This window comes from Ruegeria sp. AWH4_226 (assembly GCF_056159225.1).
This window is the reverse complement of record NZ_JBSWUU010000001.1, coordinates 1,721,058-1,738,310: the sequence shown is the minus strand read 5'-3', so window position 1 is coordinate 1,738,310 and position 17,253 is coordinate 1,721,058. Positions and strand designations below refer to the sequence as shown.

General features: G+C 57.6%; 18 protein-coding genes. 11 read left to right on the top strand and 7 right to left on the bottom strand.

Annotated elements, in window-relative coordinates:
* Positions 1-90: 90 nt before the first annotated feature.
* Positions 91-909 carry an MBL fold metallo-hydrolase gene (locus ACXAET_RS08450; protein ID WP_475183717.1) on the top strand — a complete coding sequence of 273 codons (819 nt, stop codon included), beginning with the start codon at positions 91-93 and terminating at the stop codon, positions 907-909.
* A gap of 38 nt (positions 910-947) precedes the next feature.
* Complete coding sequence (locus tag ACXAET_RS08445; RefSeq protein WP_475183715.1) at positions 948-2,363, top strand: FAD-binding oxidoreductase; 1,416 nt, start codon at positions 948-950, stop codon at positions 2,361-2,363.
* Positions 2,364-2,398: 35 nt separating this feature from the next.
* Here the strand turns inward: ACXAET_RS08445 and ACXAET_RS08440 are convergent, their stop codons facing one another.
* Positions 2,399-2,878 (bottom strand): fasciclin domain-containing protein, encoded by a 480-nt coding sequence (locus tag ACXAET_RS08440; RefSeq protein ID WP_068337581.1) that lies wholly within the window; start codon positions 2,876-2,878, stop codon positions 2,399-2,401.
* Positions 2,879-3,048: 170 nt separating this feature from the next.
* A complete protein-coding gene (locus ACXAET_RS08435; RefSeq protein WP_475183714.1) occupies positions 3,049-3,588 on the bottom strand; it encodes an adenine phosphoribosyltransferase in 540 nt (179 codons plus the stop codon).
* A gap of 322 nt (positions 3,589-3,910) precedes the next feature.
* Here ACXAET_RS08435 and ACXAET_RS08430 point away from each other — a divergent pair, with 322 nt between their 5' ends.
* A complete protein-coding gene (locus ACXAET_RS08430; protein WP_475183712.1) occupies positions 3,911-4,084 on the top strand; it encodes a hypothetical protein in 174 nt (57 codons plus the stop codon).
* Between the two features lie 4 nt (positions 4,085-4,088).
* Here the strand turns inward: ACXAET_RS08430 and ACXAET_RS08425 are convergent, their stop codons facing one another.
* Together ACXAET_RS08425 and ACXAET_RS08420 are read right to left on the bottom strand one after the other, a co-directional pair.
* Positions 4,089-4,718 (bottom strand): LysE family translocator, encoded by a 630-nt coding sequence (locus tag ACXAET_RS08425; RefSeq protein WP_475183711.1) that lies wholly within the window; start codon positions 4,716-4,718, stop codon positions 4,089-4,091.
* A gap of 267 nt (positions 4,719-4,985) precedes the next feature.
* Positions 4,986-5,858, bottom strand: a complete 873-nt coding sequence (locus ACXAET_RS08420; RefSeq protein ID WP_475183709.1) for an S-methyl-5'-thioadenosine phosphorylase — start codon at positions 5,856-5,858, stop codon at positions 4,986-4,988.
* A gap of 205 nt (positions 5,859-6,063) precedes the next feature.
* Here ACXAET_RS08420 and ACXAET_RS08415 point away from each other — a divergent pair, with 205 nt between their 5' ends.
* Complete coding sequence (locus tag ACXAET_RS08415) at positions 6,064-7,698, top strand: SulP family inorganic anion transporter (protein ID WP_475183708.1); 1,635 nt, start codon at positions 6,064-6,066, stop codon at positions 7,696-7,698.
* 28 nt (positions 7,699-7,726) lie between these two features.
* Here the strand turns inward: ACXAET_RS08415 and ACXAET_RS08410 are convergent, their stop codons facing one another.
* Both ACXAET_RS08410 and ACXAET_RS08405 read right to left on the bottom strand, forming a co-directional pair.
* A complete protein-coding gene (locus ACXAET_RS08410; RefSeq protein WP_475183706.1) occupies positions 7,727-8,368 on the bottom strand; it encodes a CatB-related O-acetyltransferase in 642 nt (213 codons plus the stop codon).
* The gene (locus tag ACXAET_RS08405) at positions 8,368-8,973 is read right to left on the bottom strand and encodes a flavin reductase family protein (RefSeq protein WP_475183704.1); all 606 of its coding nucleotides are present in this window, start codon (positions 8,971-8,973) and stop codon (positions 8,368-8,370) included. The genes ACXAET_RS08410 and ACXAET_RS08405 overlap by 1 nt, the downstream gene beginning before the upstream one ends.
* A gap of 73 nt (positions 8,974-9,046) precedes the next feature.
* On the opposite strand from ACXAET_RS08405, the gene ACXAET_RS08400 reads away from it, so the two are divergent.
* The 4 genes from ACXAET_RS08400 to ACXAET_RS08385 all read left to right on the top strand — a co-directional run bounded on the left by ACXAET_RS08400 (position 9,047) and on the right by ACXAET_RS08385 (position 11,450).
* Positions 9,047-9,541, top strand: a complete 495-nt coding sequence (locus ACXAET_RS08400; RefSeq protein ID WP_475183703.1) for a GNAT family N-acetyltransferase — start codon at positions 9,047-9,049, stop codon at positions 9,539-9,541.
* A gap of 53 nt (positions 9,542-9,594) precedes the next feature.
* Entirely contained in the window at positions 9,595-10,338 is a 744-nt protein-coding gene (locus ACXAET_RS08395; protein ID WP_475183701.1) for an EcsC family protein, read from the top strand.
* 120 nt (positions 10,339-10,458) lie between these two features.
* Entirely contained in the window at positions 10,459-10,923 is a 465-nt protein-coding gene (locus tag ACXAET_RS08390; RefSeq protein WP_475183700.1) for an NUDIX hydrolase, read from the top strand.
* Positions 10,924-10,994: 71 nt separating this feature from the next.
* On the top strand, positions 10,995-11,450 hold the full coding sequence (locus ACXAET_RS08385) for a DUF1178 family protein (protein WP_475183697.1): 456 nt from the start codon (positions 10,995-10,997) through the stop codon (positions 11,448-11,450).
* A 171-nt stretch (positions 11,451-11,621) separates the two neighbouring features.
* On the opposite strand, the gene ACXAET_RS08380 is transcribed toward ACXAET_RS08385, so the two are convergent.
* The gene (locus ACXAET_RS08380) at positions 11,622-11,978 is read right to left on the bottom strand and encodes a hypothetical protein (protein WP_475183695.1); all 357 of its coding nucleotides are present in this window, start codon (positions 11,976-11,978) and stop codon (positions 11,622-11,624) included.
* A 161-nt stretch (positions 11,979-12,139) separates the two neighbouring features.
* Between ACXAET_RS08380 and ACXAET_RS08375 the strand changes: the two genes are divergently transcribed.
* The 3 genes from ACXAET_RS08375 (at position 12,140) to zwf (ending at position 17,253) form a co-directional block, all read left to right on the top strand.
* Positions 12,140-13,378: an aspartate kinase gene (locus tag ACXAET_RS08375; RefSeq protein ID WP_475183694.1), complete on the top strand. Its 1,239-nt coding sequence runs from the start codon at positions 12,140-12,142 to the stop codon at positions 13,376-13,378.
* A 46-nt stretch (positions 13,379-13,424) separates the two neighbouring features.
* Entirely contained in the window at positions 13,425-15,668 is a 2,244-nt protein-coding gene (gene ptsP / locus ACXAET_RS08370) for a phosphoenolpyruvate--protein phosphotransferase (protein WP_475183691.1), read from the top strand.
* A 139-nt stretch (positions 15,669-15,807) separates the two neighbouring features.
* Positions 15,808-17,253: a glucose-6-phosphate dehydrogenase gene (gene zwf, locus ACXAET_RS08365; protein ID WP_475183689.1), complete on the top strand. Its 1,446-nt coding sequence runs from the start codon at positions 15,808-15,810 to the stop codon at positions 17,251-17,253.

Here is a 17,253-nt window from a genome sequence, read left to right as displayed (position 1 = left end):
TTCCGCGATGCTGAACTCTTTTGGGCGCAAGGTGCGCTTTCGTCTAAACAATACCCATGACTTAGTGATGTTCTGCGCTACACTCCTGTCATGCGTTGGTTTCTAGCGGTACTTTTGGTGATCTCGGGCGGTGCCGCAGCGCAGGAGCGGCGGCCAAGTCATTGTATCGCCATCGCCGATGCCGCGCCCGGCATAGAGTATATCCACAAGGCCGCGTGGACCGATCCAATCCCGGATTTCTCAGTCCGGATCAGCTATATTGCCCACGCCTCGTTTCTGATCCAAACGCAAGGCGGGCTGAACGCGGTCACCGATTTTACCGGCTTTATCGGCAGTGCTGACATGATCCCGGATGTGGTCACGATGAACCATGCCCACAGCACCCATTGGACCGCAAATCCCGATCCGGCCATTCCGCATGTGTTGCCGGGCTGGGGCGAATTCGGGCAGGGGATCGAGCATCACCTTGATTTGGGTGAAATGCTTGTGCGCAATGTCTCAACCGATATCCGGTCGCCCTATGGCGGGGTGGAAGAGCGCGGCAATTCGATCTTCGTGTTCGAGATTGAGGGCATGTGCATTGGTCATTTGGGGCATCTGCACCATGTTCCGACCGATGAGCAGTTCGCTGCGCTTGGCCGCTTGGACGTTGTAATGGCGGCGGTGGATGGCGGGACAACCATGCCCCTGCCGGACATGATCTCGGTGCTCAAGCGGCTGAAAAGCTCTGTCATCATCCCGATGCACTGGTTCTCGCAGTTTTCGCTCGACCGGTTTCTGGTCGATATCCGAAATGACTTCCCCGTCGAACGCAGCGGAGGCTCAGAGATCATCGTCTCTCTGCGTACGCTTCCAGACCGGCCTACGATAGTCGTTCTAGAGCCGCGCTATCTGATTGACCTGGAATAGGGCTTGCCGGGTCCATCCGACTTGGGCAAGGAAGGGTCATGACACTGAATCCTGCTGATGAGAGCTTTGCCCGGCTGATCCGAGCCGAGCTGGGCGACGACATTCTACGCCCCGTGACTCAACGCTATCTGGAAGAGCCACGCCGCCGTTTTTCCGGCCAAACGGCTGTTTTGGCTTTGCCGCGAACGGTCGACGAGGTGGCCGCGCTGGTCCGGTTGGCGTCACGTGCGCAGGTAGCGGTGGTGCCTTATGGTGGTGGAACTGGCCTAGTTGGCGGGCAGGTGATGTCAGATGGCCCTGCACCTCTGGTGATATCGCTGGAGCGCATGACAGCGATCCGCGCAGTTTACCCGTCTGAGAACATATTGATCGTCGAAGCCGGTGCTATTCTGGCCGATGTGCAGGCCGCAGCAGAGCAGGTCAACCGGTTGTTCCCTCTGGCGTTGGCTGCGCAAGGCTCATGCCGGATCGGCGGGAACCTTGCGACCAATGCGGGCGGCGTGAATGTGTTGCGCTACGGCAATGCGCGAGATCTTTGTTTGGGGTTGGAAGCAGTTCTGCCGAGCGGTGAGATTTGGCATGGGCTTAGCCGTTTGCGCAAGGACAACACCGGCTATAACCTGCGCAACCTTTTGATCGGGGCAGAAGGCACGCTTGGGATCATCACGGCGGCCTCTCTCAAGCTGTTTCCACGGCCTGAAAATGTGGGGACAGCGATGATACAGGTCCGCTCACCCGAAGCGGCAATCGCGCTGCTTGCGTTGGCGCATGAACAACTTGGCGATGCCGTCAGCACGTTTGAATTGATCCACAGGCAGGGATTACAATTCCTGACCGAGGCGCTGCCGGATGTACGCCAACCCTTCGCCACGCAGCCCGAGTGGTGCGTATTGATCGAACTTGGGTTGTTTGGGGGGCAGGCACCCATGGACGCGTTGGAAAAACTCTATGTTGCGGCAGAGAAAGCAGAGCTTGTTGGCGATGCGGTCATTGCGCAGAGTGAGGCTCAGCGCGCTGATCTGTGGGCCGTTCGTGAACGTATCCCTGAGGCAAATCGATTGATCGGGTCAGTCTCCAGCCATGATATCTCAGTGCCGATTTCGTCGATACCTAAGTTCATCAAACGTGCGAATGAGATGGTGGCCGCGTTGGGTCCGTTTCGGGTCAATTGTTTTGGTCATGTGGGCGATGGGAATCTGCACTACAATGTTTTCCCGCCCAAGGGCCATGAACGGTCAGAGTTCGATAGCCAAAGACAGGTGGTCCAGCGCAGCGTGCACGATCTGGTTAATGCGTTTGGGGGGTCAGTCAGCGCAGAGCATGGTGTCGGCCGTTTGAAAGCTGACGACCTTGAGAGATACGGCGATCCGGCAAAACTGTCTGCGATGCGCGCCATCAAAACCGCGCTGGATCCGTTGGGGATAATGAATCCGGGCGCGGTTTTGAGGTCTTAAGCGCGGCCGGCAAAGTACGAGCCGCGCAAAAGATTTTACGACTCTGGCAAGATCACTTTGTCGATCACATGGATCACGCCGTTCGAGGTCTCGATATCGGCTTGTACGACCGATGCATCGTTGACCATCACACCGTTATCCAGATCAATCGTGACATTGCCACCTTGGACGGTAGCAGCGGTCATGTCATCGGACAGGTCGGTGGACATAACTTTGCCCGGCACGACGTGGTAGGTCAGAACAGCGATCAGCTGGTCTTTGTTTTCGGGCATCAACAGCGATTCGACTGTGCCTTCAGGCAACGCTGCAAAGGCTTCGTCGGTCGGCGCGAAGACGGTGAACGGGCCTTCGCCCTTCAAGGTATCGACCAGCTCAGCAGCTTGAACGGCGGCGACGAGCGTTTCAAAGCTTCCCGCGCCAACTGCGGTATCAACGATGTCTTTCTTGCCGCCTGCAAAAGCGGTAGTTGCGATCAGAGCGCCGGCCACGCCGGCAATTGCGAGTTTGCGAAACATGTTAACAGGTTCCCTTTTTGGAATGCCAAAAGTGGCATCGAACCTTCTACGTCCAGTTGTCGCAACAAGATCACTGAATATTCTTATATTTACATATTGACGAGATTGAAGGCCGCGCTAAGCCGGCGCAGTGTGGAATTTCCACTCACATCTTTGTGAAGATTGGGCCGTCAGTGCCCTTCGAATTCACACAGGATATGCACGTCCATACCCATTTCTTCGAGTACTTTGCGCCCTCCAAGCTCTGGCAGGTCTATGATGAACGCGCAAGATACGATTTCACCACCCAGTCTTTCAATCAGCTTGATACCGGCTGCGGCCGTACCCCCTGTCGCCAACAAATCGTCGACAACAAGGATTTTCTCGCCTGGCTGAATGGCGTCATCGTGGATTTCAACAATGGCCTCGCCATACTCGAGTTTGTAGTCTTGGCTGATCGTGGTTCCCGGCAGCTTGCCCTTTTTGCGGATTGGAACGAAGCCTACGCTCAACTGGTGCGCAATGGCCCCGCCCAGAATGAAGCCACGCGCCTCAAGGCCGACAACTTTGTCGATCTGCTCACCAGCGTAGGGGTGTAGCATCTGGTCAATCGCCATGCGAAATCCGCGCGGGTCGGCGAACAGGGTTGTGACATCCCGGAACATGATCCCTTCGTGCGGGAAATCAACGATGGTACGGATGTAATCCTTGACCGACTTGCTTCTGGACATGGCCAACCCCTTTGGCGTCAAAACACGCGGGCGTGTTTGGCCCATCGGGGTCGGTCATGCAAGAAGAGTTTCGTACCGCTTTACTTGCGGCGTTGCGGAGAAGCCTTTGGCAATCCGTGATAGCGATACAACGCGGCAGGAAGCCACGAAAGATGCGGTTTACGCCAATTGCGTTGATCTCGCAAAAGAAATGCCTGAGCAGCGTGAAGGTTCATTGCCATAATCCTATTTTTGTTGTTAGTTGCTCGATATCTACAACTTCTATGCTGTGTATATACATTGCATCGGCATTTGATTCAAGTGTTCGGCGGGGAAAAGGCACGTGGGAAAGAAAGACGGCAAGGGGTCTACCAAGAAAAACAGTCAGTTGGTCTTGCGTCTGGACAAAGATGAGCGCGACGCGTTTGTCGAACTGTGCAAAGAGCTGGACACGTCGGCCGCGCGGGAAATCCGACGGTTTATCCGCGGGTTCATGAAGGAAAACGCCGAGGAGTAAGACCTTACGCCGGGCGCCGCAAAACTGCGGTGGCTATACCCATTCCAATCAAGGTCAGTCCTCCGAACCGGGTGAGTGCCGAAATGACCCCGGCGCGCCCGATCATTTTGCGCAGTCTGTCCGCCAGCAAAGCGTAAGCCAGTGCATTCAACCAAGCCAGAATAACGAAAGACGCAATGAGGATGGCGAATTGCGGACCCAGAGGTTCCGCGGGGCGCAGAAATTGCGGCACGAATGCGATGAAGAAGGCAATGGATTTGGGGTTCAACGCAGTCACGGCTGCAGCGTGTCCAAATACACTTTGTGCGGTCACATCCTGCCCTGTCTCCAATGTCTGTAACCCGCTGGAGGGTGCACTGCGCAGCAGTTTGATGCCAAGCCAGACCAAATAGGCTGCGCCCACCCATTTCAGCAGGGAAAACAGGGTGGCAGATGCCAGAACCAGCGCCCCCAACCCCAGCAACGAGGCGGTCATGGCCACCAGATCTCCCAGCGCGACCCCCGTGGCCGAGGCCACCGCAACGCTACGCCCCTTGGACAGGGCATAGCTGAGCACCAGCAGAACGGTCGGTCCCGGTATCAACAACAGGGCGGTGGATGCGGCCATAAAAGCCAGCCAGAGGTCAAGGGACATATGATTTCCTGTATAGCTCAGGCGCTTACCAAGCCCCGGCTGTGCGCGCAGGTCAAGCAATTCTTACGGACTGGGCTGTTCAGATGCGGGAACTCCAGAGCGCGGCTTTGGCCGTTGCCCAGATATTGCGCGTCTCCGGGCGTTGTTTCACATCCCTCGCGATCAGACAATTCCGCCGCATTGTTGCATGGCGCGGCGGAAGCGTCAGTTGGCATAGTCCAGTTGCACACAGGGTGACGAGCAGGGATTTCTGGACCGATAACCGCGTCAAAGAACCCGCCCAGCGACTGCGTCCAACTTGGCCAGCAACCCAGGATCGCGTTTTTCGGGTGCGGTGAGGATCGCGTATTCAAGTGCCCGGTCGCAACCATACGGGCAGGGCGCGCGGTCTTTCCCCAAAAGCTTGGGCAGACCTTTGACCAGCGCCCGGCCTTTTTCGGCGTTGCCGGTCAGGGTTGCGATGATCGAGGTTACGTCAACCTCGCCATGATCGGGGTGCCAACTGTCATAGTCTGTGACCATGGCGATTGAGGCAAAACAAAGCTCGGCCTCGCGGGCCAGTTTGGCTTCGGGCATATTGGTCATACCGATAACGTCGCACCCCCATTGTTCCCGGTACATTTTGGATTCCGCCAGCGACGAGAATTGTGGTCCTTCCATTGCGAGGTAAGTGCCACCGCGATGGATGGTGATCCCCGCGGCCTTCCCGGCCGTCTCACAAGCGTCGGAGAGGCGCGGGCAGGTCGGATGTGCAACGCTGACATGCGCGACGCAACCGGTGCCAAAAAAGCTTTTCTCGCGCGCGAACGTCCGGTCGATAAACTGATCCACGATCACGAAATCACCCGGCGCCATCTGTTCGCGGAACGATCCACAGGCGGACACGGAAATCACATCCGTTGCACCCAGGCGTTTCAATGCGTCGATATTGGCGCGATAGGGGATTTCGGTCGGCGAATGCACGTGGCCACGCCCATGGCGCGGCAGGAACACCATTTCCACACCGTCCAGCGTGCCAGTCAGGATCTGATCCGAAGGATCGCCCCAAGGCGTTTCCACTGTGACCCAGTCCGCATTCTCTAACCCGTCGATATCATAAATGCCTGATCCACCGATGATTGCGATCTTGGTCTGCGTCATGGTTATGCTCCGGTTGAAAAATCTTGTTGGACCTGTCTGCGGGGCGGCAGGGGATTTGGCAAGTGGGTTCAACGGTTTGTGTTGGTTGTCCGCCCGGTATGCATTTGACGCATAGCAGGGTCCCGCCAAACGCGGTATCGCAAGCCTTTCTTGGCCGTTAAAAGACCCCTTTCGCGCGCACCCAACCGACCGACAGGACCGATTTATGCCCCGAGCCATGCTGGCCAGTTTTGCCAACCGTATTGCCAAACCCGACTTTCGTTGGGTGCCGGACGAAGGCCTGACCGTTTCGAGGTTGCGGATTGAGCTGCTGTCTGGCCTCACCGTTGCGCTGGCTCTGGTGCCCGAAGCGGTGGCCTTCGCCTTTGTTGCTGGGGTGCACCCGCTTGTTGGTCTCTATGCGGCCTTCATGGTCGGGTTGATCACCGCCCTGATCGGGGGCCGCCCAGGCATGATTTCGGGTGCGACCGGAGCTTTGGCCGTGGTGATGGTGGCGCTGGTTGCAGAGCACGGGGTCGAATACCTGTTCGCGACCGTCGTGCTGATGGGTATCCTTCAGTTGATCGCAGGGGCGATGCACTGGGGGCGCTTTATCCGACTGGTACCGCATCCGGTGATGCTGGGCTTTGTCAATGGGTTGGCCATCGTGATCTTTCTGGCGCAGATGGGCCAGTTCAAAGTCCCAGGAACCATGGAAAACACCGGGCATGGCGTCGGTGGCGGCGAATGGCTGTCCGGAATTCAGCTTTACACCATGCTGGGGCTGGTGGCGCTGACCATGGCTGTCATCTGGATCATGCCGCGCTTGACCCGCATCATTCCCGCGCCTTTGGCCGGTATTCTTGTTGTCGCTGCGCTGGTGATCGGCTTTGGTTTGGATGTGCCGCGTGTGGGCGATCTGGCCTCGATCGAAGGTGGTCTGCCGCCGTTCCACATTCCGATGGTGCCGCTGAACTGGGAAACTTTCGAGATCATCCTTCCTTACGCCGTCATCCTGGCCGCGATTGGACTGATCGAATCTCTGCTGACTCTGAACCTTGTGGGTGAAATCACCGGAAAGCGGGGTGGAGCGTCGCAGGAATGTATTGCGCAGGGCGTTGCCAATGTTGCCACCGGTTTCTTCGGCGGCATGGGCGGATGTGCCATGATCGGCCAGTCGATGATCAACGTGAAATCCGGTGGCCGCACCCGTATCGCCGGGATCGCAGCGGCGCTGTTCCTGCTGATTTTTATCCTATTTGCGTCGCCACTGATCGAGCAGATACCGCTGGCCGCCCTGGTTGGGGTAATGTTCATGGTCGTGATTGGCACCTTTGCGTGGAACTCGTTCAAAATCATGCGCAAAGTGCCGTTGATGGATGCGTTCGTCATTGTACTGGTCACCGTGGTGACGGTCATGGAGGACCTCGCAGTTGCCGTGGTCGTTGGCGTGATCGTGTCGGCGCTTGCTTATGCGTGGAACAATGCCAAGCGCATTCACGCGATCACGCGTAGCTCCCAGACCGAGGAGGGCGCAAAGGTCTATGAAATTCAGGGGCCGCTCTTCTTTGGCTCATCCGACGGGTTTGTTGAGCTGTTCGACGTGCCCAATGACCCTGACACCGTGATCGTGGACTTTGCAGAAAGCCGGGTCGTGGACCAGTCCGCTTTGCAAGCTATCGAAAATGTCGCTGCCAAATACGAAGAGGCCGGCAAGCGCGTCATGTTGCGGCACCTCAGCCGGGATTGCCATAAACTGCTGAATAAGGCAGGGCATCTGATGGTCGATAGTGACGATGACCCAGACTATGAATTGGCCGTGGACTATTCTGTTCGCACCGGAATCCTGGGGGGGCACTAACCTAAAAAGCGGTCAATTCGGCCGCTTATTAGTTCGGGGAAAGCCTTTCCAGATCTTCGATATGGGCGGACAGCAATGCGCTCTCTGCTTTCGCAACCATCTCGGCGGGCCAATCCCACCAGCGTAGGGCCTCCAACCTTTGTATGGTGTCGGCATCAAAGCGCAGGCGGCGAACCTCTGCTGGATTGCCTGTCACAATAGCGTATGGCGGAATGTCGCCGCGAACAACGGCGCCTGCACCGATTATTGCGCCATTCCCGATCCTTGCGCCGGGCAAGATCAATGCGCCGTAACCGATCCAAACGTCGTTTCCGACAATCGTGTCGCGCGTATCTGGCTGAAATCCGGCCATGTTCTCAGGGTCAAACACCGGAAACGGAAAACATGTCAGCCCGTCCATCGCGTGATTGGCCGATGCCGTGATAAAGCGTACCCCGTGCGCGATTTGGCAGAACTTGCCAAGCACAAGTTTTTCCCGCGAAAACGGGAACAAGTAAGGTGCCAACCGCGATGCCCAGTCCTGGGGTGCGTCAAAGTCCGAGGCATAGGTGAACGCACCGGCCTGAAACCGCGGATGGTCGATAGCTTGTGACAGAAATACAGTGCCCTCATGGTCAGACCCATCGGGAAGCGTGATCGGATATCTGCGGCAAGGGTCTGGCAGAGGCATCAGTCGTCCGGGCGCGCAAGGCTGAAGACGTCCGTGACAACCGAGTAATCCCGGTATCCCAGTCGCGCCAGCGGGTTAAAAGTTGTGACGTCAAACTTACCGTCGCGCATGTGATCGTCGTGCAAATGCACGCCTGTGACTTCGCCGAACACGACCCGGTTGGCTTCGCCGGGAAGCGTGACGATCTTGGTCAGTTTGCATTCAAGCGCCGCCGGGACACCTTGGACGCGGGCGCAGGGAATCGTTTCGCATTCGATCGGTGTCAGGCCCGCGTGTTCAAACTCATCGCTATGTTTGGGCAATGCTGCTGAGGTTGCATTCATCGCATCGCGGTGCGCGTGCGCAACCACGTTCACGCAGAAAACGCCGGTTGCCTCGATGTTGGCGACGCTGTCCTTGCCGCCATCCTGATCTTGCTTGGCCCCGGTCGACGCAAACATCACCTGCGGGGGCGTGTAGGCGACCCCATTGAAAAACGAGTAGGGGGCCAGATTGTTGACCCCGTCCGGGCTGCGGGTAGATATCCACCCAATTGGGCGCGGGGTGATGATGGCGTTGAACGGGTTGTGCGGTAGGCCGTGGCCATCTTCGGGGCGGTAGAACATTCACATCTCCAAGCGTTTGCCCAAGGCCTACCGAAGTGTTAGGGCGAAGGCCAGCAAGTAAAAAGAGGTCGGGGTGCAGCAGTTGGGGATACGTCCGGAAGAGCCGGACGATTGGTGGGAGGTCGAGGCGCTCTATGACCTGTGTTTCGCGCCCGGGCGCGAGGCGCTGTCCTCGTACCGCCTGCGCGATCATGTGCCACCCGTCGACGGCTTGTCCCTGGTGGCGCGGGACGGGCAGGGCATTCTGGCCGGCGCGATCCGGTTCTGGCCGGTTCATGTCGGGGATCATGATGCGCTGCTGTTGGGGCCGGTTGCCGTACACCCAACGCATCAGGGGGAAGGCGTGGGCGGATACCTGATCCACGAAGGCCTACGGGCTGGGCGCGCGCTGGGTTGGACCCGCGTTCTGCTGGTTGGTGACGCGCCTTATTACAAGCGGTTCGGGTTCTCACGCCTCAGCGGGGTTGAGATGCCACCGCCAACCAACCCGGATCGCGTTCTGGGGCTGGAACTGACCCCTGGCGTTTGGGAAGGCGTGCATGGCTCCGTGACCCGTTGGAGCCGCTGAGCTATTGAAACCCGAGCCGTGAATCCCGATGTCTTACAGACAGGAGGTTCACTATGCAGGACGTCGCGCTCGTCGAAGAACTGGATGCCGAGGCTGAACTAGAGCGCTTGGCCGGCTACTACCGGTCTGCCGGAGGGCCGGGCGTCAAGCTGCTGAATAGTCTTGGAGGTTCGGCCGAGTCTCTGTTGGATCAATTGCCTGAACCCATTAAACAAGGTCTAACCGGAGCTACAGAAAACGCGCTGTGGCTGGCAATGCACGCTGCTGAAACGTCGCGCCGGGCAGTGCCGGATCAACATCCCTGGGTTAACACTGCGCTGACCACGGCCATGGGTGCGGCTGGTGGGCTGGGTGGTATGTCCACCGCCCTGATGGAGTTGCCAGCGACTACAGCGATGCTGTTGCGCGCGATACAAGGCGCAGCCGCGCGCGAGGGATTCGATCCCTCAGAAGAGGGTGTGAAATTCGATTGCGTAGGGGTCTTGTCCGCTGCAGGGCCGTTGTCTGATGATGATGGTGCCGATCTTGGGTTCTTTTCGCTTCGTCTGACCCTGACCGGACCCGCCATGCAACGGTTGATTTCAGCTGTTGCGCCACGGTTGTCTGTTGTACTGGGGCAGAAACTCGCGGCACAGTCCGTTCCCGTGTTAGGGGCGATAGCGGGTGGCGGCACCAACTATGTCTACACACGCTATTACCAGCAGATTGCTCGCGTCCATTTTGGTCTGCGCCGGTTGGCGATTGATGCCGATATTCCGCATGAGGAATTAGTGCGCAGGCTCTCGGCACGCATGTAAGCGTCGGGCAAACAGTTGGAAAATGGGCGCTCATATGGTATCGTGAGCGTGGAAACCCGCTAAATAAGCGAAAAGAATGGCGGGATACGGGCATAGATATCCGCAGGAAGGCAATACAGCGTGATTGATGCAAAACTTGCGCCCCACGTTTCGCGAAAAGCCCGGCAAGTGCCGGTTATCCCGCAAGCTGCGGCCCTGTGCTATCGCATCGTATATGGGCGGCCTGAGGTGTTGCTGATCACCACCCGGAAGTCACGCCGCTGGATTATACCCAAAGGGTGGCTGAAAAATGGCCTGACACCTGCTGAAACGGCACAGCAAGAAGCCTGGGAAGAGGCCGGAATACACGGGCAATGCGACGTTCCGGCGTTGGGGCAGTTCTTTTATCAAAAACGGCACCCCAAAAAAGGTGCTGTGATGTGCGTCGTGGACGTTTTTCCATTGTTTACGACATCTGTTGCATCGCGTTTTCCGGAGTGCAAGCAACGGCAAAGAAAGTGGTTTTCGCCGAAGAAAGCCGCTTTGCAGGTCAATTCATCCGAACTGGCAGAATTGTTACGCGGGTTCGAACGCATTCGGCACTGATGTGCTTCGGCAGGGGCTTGATATTGCATTCACCGTAGGTATCTATTTAACAACTGACATTTGGACGGACCATGATTCAATACGCATTGAAATGCAGCAACGGCCATACTTTTGACAGTTGGTTTCAATCGGCCGCCGCTTACGACAAACTGGCATCAACGGGCATGGTGACATGCGCCGTTTGCGGCTGTGCGGACGTTGAAAAGGCGATCATGACGCCGCGTGTTCGCCCGGCCCGCAAGGCCGAGGCGCAGATGCCCGCGCAAAAACCTCAGCCAAACACCATTGATATGGCCGCACCTTCACCGGATGTGGAAAAGGTAATTGCCGAATTGCGCCGGAAGGTCGAAGAAAACTCGGACTATGTCGGTAAGGACTTTGCCTATGAGGCGCGCAAGATTCACCTGGGTGACGCGCCTCAGCGAGCCATTTACGGTGAGGCCAAACCGGAAGACGCAAAAGCCCTTATTGAGGATGGGGTACCTGTGGCACCGCTGCCTTTTGTTCCCAGCCGAAAAAGCAACTGATCAGAAGACTTCACGATCAACAGCGCCGGTCTGAACACGGCGAAACACACGCGTGTACCGGGAACTGAGGATAATCGATCCGACTGAACAGTCTGAAAGCCCCGGTTAGGTCTTCAACGACCCTTTCGATGTCCTGTCATTTGCACTGCATCCGAAAGGGTGCCCCCGCGCTTATTGTCGTTTCAACGCAGCCGTTGGCACTTCGTAGACCTCATCGGGGTCGATGAAGATCACAGTCATGCCCCCGCGTGTTTCATGGCTGATGTTGGACGGCGAACTGCTGGAGTTCGGTACACCATCAGTAAAATAGATGCTGCGCACTTCCCCGGCCCCCAATGCAACCGCCAGAGTTGTCGTGCCATCGTCGTGGTGTCGCAATTCGGCGTGGCAACTGGCCAATGGTGCCCCGCCCGACGCGCAGGGAACAGTGCCCAGAGCATTCGTGCCATCTGTGGCGGCCAAGGTGGACTCCTGTGCAATCGCAGAAGAGGACGACAGGATAACAGCGGCGATAACAAAGCGGAGCATGGAAAACCTCGTGAAGAATAACAGCCCAAGGCTGACACCCATGCACCCAGATGTAAAGCAACGCAGACGACCTGCCGGGCAGTTTTGAACCCTTGCCCTTGAGGTCCCCCTCGCATAAGACGCTCGGGATCTGAAGTCCAAGGCGCGGAGAAACCACCCCCATGCCCCTACTCGTTATGAAATTCGGTGGCACATCGGTTGCCAATCTTGACCGTATCCGGCGCGCGGCCAAACGTATCGGTGTTGAGGTGGCCAAAGGGTACGACGTGATCGTCATCGTCTCGGCCATGTCCGGCAAGACGAATGAGTTGGTGGGCTGGGTAAACGAGACGTCGCCACTATTTGATGCGCGGGAATATGACGCTGTTGTATCCTCGGGTGAGAATGTGACTGCTGGCCTGATGGCGTTGACGTTGCAGGAAATGGATGTTCCTGCCCGCAGTTGGCAGGGTTGGCAGGTGCCGCTGTTGACCACAAGCGCACACAGTCAGGCCCGGATCGAGGATATCCCCACCCAAAACCTGAACCAGAAATTCGGTGAGGGTATGAAGGTCGCAGTTGTCGCCGGGTTTCAGGGCATCAGCCCCGAAGGCCGCATTACGACGCTGGGACGGGGCGGGTCGGACACCACGGCCGTGGCATTTGCTGCTGCCTTTGGGGCCGAGCGCTGTGATATCTACACGGATGTGGACGGCGTCTATACGACTGACCCGCGTATTTGTGAAAAAGCGCGCAAGCTGGACAAGATTTCGTTTGAGGAGATGCTCGAACTGGCCTCACTGGGGGCGAAGGTGCTGCAGACCCGCTCGGTCGAGCTGGCGATGCGGTACAAGGTGAAACTGCGCGTTCTTTCGAGTTTCGAGGAACAGTCCGATGAGGCCGGTACGCTGGTCGTTGACGAGGAGGATATAATGGAATCCAATATTGTGGCCGGTGTGGCCTATTCCCGCGACGAGGCCAAGATGACCGTCGTATCGGTGGCGGACCGTCCGGGCATCGCTTCGATCATTTTCACGGCGCTCAGTGATGAGGGCGTGAATGTTGACATGATCGTTCAGAACATCTCGGACGAGGGACGCACAGATATGACGTTCTCGTGCCCGACCGATCAGGTTGTCCGAGCTGAAAAAGCACTGCTGGCAATCAAAGAGGCAGGGGGGCTGAACTATGCCGAACTGGTTGCTGATACCGATGTCTGCAAGGTTTCTGTCGTGGGCATCGGCATGCGCTCACAATCCGGTGTGGCGGCTAAAATGTTCAAGGTGCTCTCGGATGAGGGGATCAACATCAAGGTCATTACAACCTCTGAGATAAAAATTTCCGTGCTTGTGGACAGGAAATACATGGAACTTGCTGTTCAGGCGCTGCATGATGCGTTTGAATTGGACAAGGCGGCCTGAGCATTTCAGCCAAGGAACTCGCCTGACGCACTAATTTGGTTGGGCCATGGTGGACGGCACCGAAACAGAATCCCGCAAGCTGCTTGGGCGGCTGCGCGAAGAGATGGCGAGCGAGGCTGCCGGTCAGGAACGTCTTGACCGGATCACGAATCTGATCGCGGACAGCACGCGGCGCGAGGTCTGCTCGATCTATCTGTTCCGGGACGAGGAAACACTGGAACTGTGCGCCACAGAGGGTCTGTCGCCAGCGGCTGTGCATAAAACCCGCATGCGTCTGGGCGAAGGCCTTGTGGGCCGGGTCGCGAAATCCGGCAAAGTTGTGAACACCGCGGATGCCCCATCTGCCAAGGGGTTTCGGTTCATGCCCGAAACAGGTGAGGAAAAATACTCATCTTTCCTCGGCGTACCGATTCAGCGACTTGGGCAGAAACTGGGTGTTTTGGTGGTTCAATCGCGCGAGGCGCGAGAGTTTACCGCGGATGAGGTTTATGCGCTGGAAGTGGTGGCCATGGTTCTGGCCGAAATGGCCGAACTAGGTGCTTTTGTCGGCGAAGGTGCTGCGTTGTCACCCCTGCACCAGCAATCCGTTCTTTTACGTGGCGGACCGGCGCAAGAGGGATCAGCCGAAGGTCATGTCTGGCTGCACGAGCCGCGCGTCGTTGTCACCAATCCGATCGCTGACGATCCCGTTCGGGAACGCGAACGTCTGTCCGAGGCTGTCGAAGAACTACGCGTGGGCGTCGACAAGATGCTTGAGATTTCACAGGGCGGCGATTCCGAGCAGCTCAAGGTACTTGAAGCATACAGGATGTTCGCGAATTCCAAGGGCTGGATGCGTCGCATGGAAGAGGACATCGCCCTAGGCCTCAGCGCCGAAGCTGCGGTTGAAAAGGAACAGTCGCAAGCACGCAACCGCATGGGGCAGGTCACAGATCCGTATCTGCGCGAGCGGCTGGCAGACCTGGATGACCTCAGCAATCGGTTGCTGCGTATCCTGACCGGACAGGGAAGTGCGAACGGCACCGATTTGCCGCCTGATCCGATCCTTGTTGCGCGGAATATCGGCCCGGGCGATTTGCTGGAATATGGCCGGTCTCTGAAGGGTATTGTACTTGAGGAAGGCTCGGTCGGAAGCCATGCAACAATTGTGGCGCGGGCGTTGGCGATTCCGCTTGTTGTCCATGTGGGTCGCATCACGACCGAGGCGCTGAACGGAGACCACATTCTTGTCGATGGGGATGAGGGCGTGGTGCATCTGCGCCCCGAAGACACGGTGGTGGGGGCTTTCCGCGACAAGATCGCGATGCAGGCCGAAGCACAGGAACGTTACGCGTCGATCCGCGAAACACCCACGGTGACACGTGACGGCGAACGGATCAATCTGCAGATGAATGCCGGGCTTATGGCCGATTTGCCGTCTCTGGGACATTCTGGTGCCGAAGGTGTCGGGCTGTTCCGAACCGAACTGCAATTCCTGATCCGAAGCAAGATGCCCAAGCGGTCAGAGCTTGTGGCGCAGTATAAGCGGGTTTTGGACGCGGCAGGTGACAAGCGCGTGGTGTTCCGCACGCTGGATATCGGGTCCGATAAGGTTCTGCCCTACATGAAGCATGTGGCGGAACCGAACCCGGCGCTGGGCTGGCGCGCGATTCGAGTGGGTCTGGACAAGCGCGGCGTTATGCGGATGCAGTTGCAGGCTTTGCTGCGCGCTGCCAACGGACGCCCGCTTTCGATCATGTTCCCGTTCGTGGCACAGGCCGATGAATTCCGCGAGGCCCGGTGGGAGGTCAACAAGACCATCGAGCGTGAAAAACGGCTGGGTCATGTCCTGCCCGAAACGCTGGAGGTCGGGGCGATGCTTGAGACGCCGTCGCTGGCCTTTGCGCCGCAGAAATTCTTTGACGAAGTGGACTTCGTTTCGATCGGCGGGAATGACCTGAAACAGTTCTTTTTTGCCGCCGACCGTGAGAACGAGCTGGTGCGCCGTCGCTATGACACGCTGAATGTCAGTTTCCTGACCTTCATTGAGCGGATTGTCGAGCGATGCAGTATCTCGAACACGCCGCTGTCATTCTGCGGTGAGGATGCCGGCCGCCCGGTCGAGGCGTTGTGTCTGGCGGCAATGGGAATCCGAACGCTGTCGATGCGCCCGGCTTCGATTGGGCCGGTCAAGAGTGTTCTGCTGCGTGCAGACCTACAAGCGCTGCGCAAGATCATCGCGGACGCGCGGCACCGTGGTGAGCAATCCGTGCGCCCCTCTGTCATGGAATGGCTGCGGGATCAGGTCTGATTCCGCAAATCCGGGGTTGCTTTCTGCATCTGCATTGCATATTCAAGCCACAAATGTTAGCGATAACATATCCCATGTCACGAGTACCAAGCAATTGTAGTGCTATGGTGACGCAGGCGAGAATTGAAGGAGCCCATCGATGGTCTCACGCGTTATTCCGGTAAACCCGTTCGATCTGGTACTGTTTGGTGCAACCGGCGATCTGGCGCAGCGCAAGATCCTGCCAGGTCTTTATCATCGTTTCGAAGTGGGGCAGATGCCCGAGGATGCCTGCATCATCGGAACGGCGCGCTCTGATATGGACAGTGATGCATTTCGCGACCAGATCCGCGCCTCGATGAAGGAATTCGCGCCGCAATTCAAAAAGGACGTGCTGGATCGCTTTCTCGCACGGGTCTCGTATGTCTCTGTGGACGTCATGGGGGATAAGGGCTGGTCCGAGCTTGCCAAATCTCTGCGGCCCGATGTCGTGCGGGCATTTTACTTGTCAGTGGGGCCCAATCTTTTCTCGAACATCGCGCAACGGTTGGATGAAAACGGGCTGGCGACGCCTGACAGCCGCATCGTGATTGAAAAGCCGTTTGGTCACGATCTGGCCTCGGCAAAGTCTTTGAACGAGGGTCTGCGCGCCTGTTTCAAAGAGCATCAGATCTATCGCATCGACCACTATCTTGGCAAAGAAACGGTGCAGAACCTGATGGCGCTGCGCTTTGCCAACTCTCTTTTCGAGCCGCTGTGGAATTCCAACCACATCGATCATGTTCAAATCACCGTGGCCGAAACCGTTGGGGTTGAGGGGCGTGGAGCGTACTACGATCAGTCCGGGGCCATGCGCGACATGATCCAGAACCATCTTGTTCAGCTTCTGTGCCTGACAGCGATGGAACCGCCTTCCAAATTTGCACCGAACTCCGTTCGCGACGAAAAGGTCAAGGTGATCGAAGCGCTGGAACCAGTTGAACCGAAAGATATCGCGCGGGGTCAATACCGCGCTGAACATGGCGATGATGGCTATGTTGATCACGTCGGAAACCCGTCTAGCCGGACAGAAAGCTTTATTGCCCTCAAGGTGCATCTGGGTAATTGGCGTTGGGCCGGGGTTCCGTTTTATTTGCGCACCGGTAAACGGCTGAGGGCGCGGGAATCCGAGATAGCCGTGTATTTCCGCGATCCGCCACACACGATTTTCCCAAACGTAGGCCCGCTGCGCGGCAATGTTCTGGTGATCCGCCTGCAACCCGACGAAGGCATCACCCTGCGCACCACCATCAAGGATCCCGGTCCCGGCGGATTCCGCCTGTCCGATGTGGCCTTGGACATGAGCTTTGCCGATGCGCTTGGCGCCGACACCCGCGCTCCGGACGCCTATGAGCGATTGGTGATGGACGTCATTCGCGGTGACCAGACCTTGTTCATGCGGGGGGACGAGGCCGAGGCCGCCTGGGCCTGGGTTGATCCAATCATTCAGGGCTGGGAAGAACGCGGCGACCGCCCGGCACGATATGATCAGGGAAGTTCGGGGCCCGAAGAAGCATTGATGCTATTGCATCGTGATGGACGCCGCTGGCGCCAAATCGGAGGTTAA

Excerpts from the sequence above, each read along its gene's own strand:
- ACXAET_RS08435 (WP_475183714.1), bottom strand. The coding sequence starts at position 3,588 with ATGTCCAGAAGCAAGTCGGTCAAGGATTACATCCGTACCATCGTTGAT.
- ACXAET_RS08380 (WP_475183695.1), bottom strand. The coding sequence starts at position 11,978 with ATGCTCCGCTTTGTTATCGCCGCTGTTATCCTGTCGTCCTCTTCTGCG.
- zwf (WP_475183689.1), top strand. The coding sequence starts at position 15,808 with ATGGTCTCACGCGTTATTCCGGTAAACCCGTTCGATCTGGTACTGTTT.
- ACXAET_RS08440 (WP_068337581.1), bottom strand. The coding sequence starts at position 2,878 with ATGTTTCGCAAACTCGCAATTGCCGGCGTGGCCGGCGCTCTGATCGCA.
- ACXAET_RS08445 (WP_475183715.1), top strand. The coding sequence starts at position 948 with ATGACACTGAATCCTGCTGATGAGAGCTTTGCCCGGCTGATCCGAGCC.
- ACXAET_RS08450 (WP_475183717.1), top strand. The coding sequence starts at position 91 with ATGCGTTGGTTTCTAGCGGTACTTTTGGTGATCTCGGGCGGTGCCGCA.
- ACXAET_RS08395 (WP_475183701.1), top strand. The coding sequence starts at position 9,595 with ATGCAGGACGTCGCGCTCGTCGAAGAACTGGATGCCGAGGCTGAACTA.
- ACXAET_RS08375 (WP_475183694.1), top strand. The coding sequence starts at position 12,140 with ATGCCCCTACTCGTTATGAAATTCGGTGGCACATCGGTTGCCAATCTT.
- ACXAET_RS08415 (WP_475183708.1), top strand. The coding sequence starts at position 6,064 with ATGCCCCGAGCCATGCTGGCCAGTTTTGCCAACCGTATTGCCAAACCC.
- ACXAET_RS08420 (WP_475183709.1), bottom strand. The coding sequence starts at position 5,858 with ATGACGCAGACCAAGATCGCAATCATCGGTGGATCAGGCATTTATGAT.
- ACXAET_RS08405 (WP_475183704.1), bottom strand. The coding sequence starts at position 8,973 with ATGTTCTACCGCCCCGAAGATGGCCACGGCCTACCGCACAACCCGTTC.
- ACXAET_RS08425 (WP_475183711.1), bottom strand. The coding sequence starts at position 4,718 with ATGTCCCTTGACCTCTGGCTGGCTTTTATGGCCGCATCCACCGCCCTG.
- ptsP (WP_475183691.1), top strand. The coding sequence starts at position 13,425 with ATGGTGGACGGCACCGAAACAGAATCCCGCAAGCTGCTTGGGCGGCTG.
- ACXAET_RS08410 (WP_475183706.1), bottom strand. The coding sequence starts at position 8,368 with ATGCCTCTGCCAGACCCTTGCCGCAGATATCCGATCACGCTTCCCGAT.
- ACXAET_RS08385 (WP_475183697.1), top strand. The coding sequence starts at position 10,995 with ATGATTCAATACGCATTGAAATGCAGCAACGGCCATACTTTTGACAGT.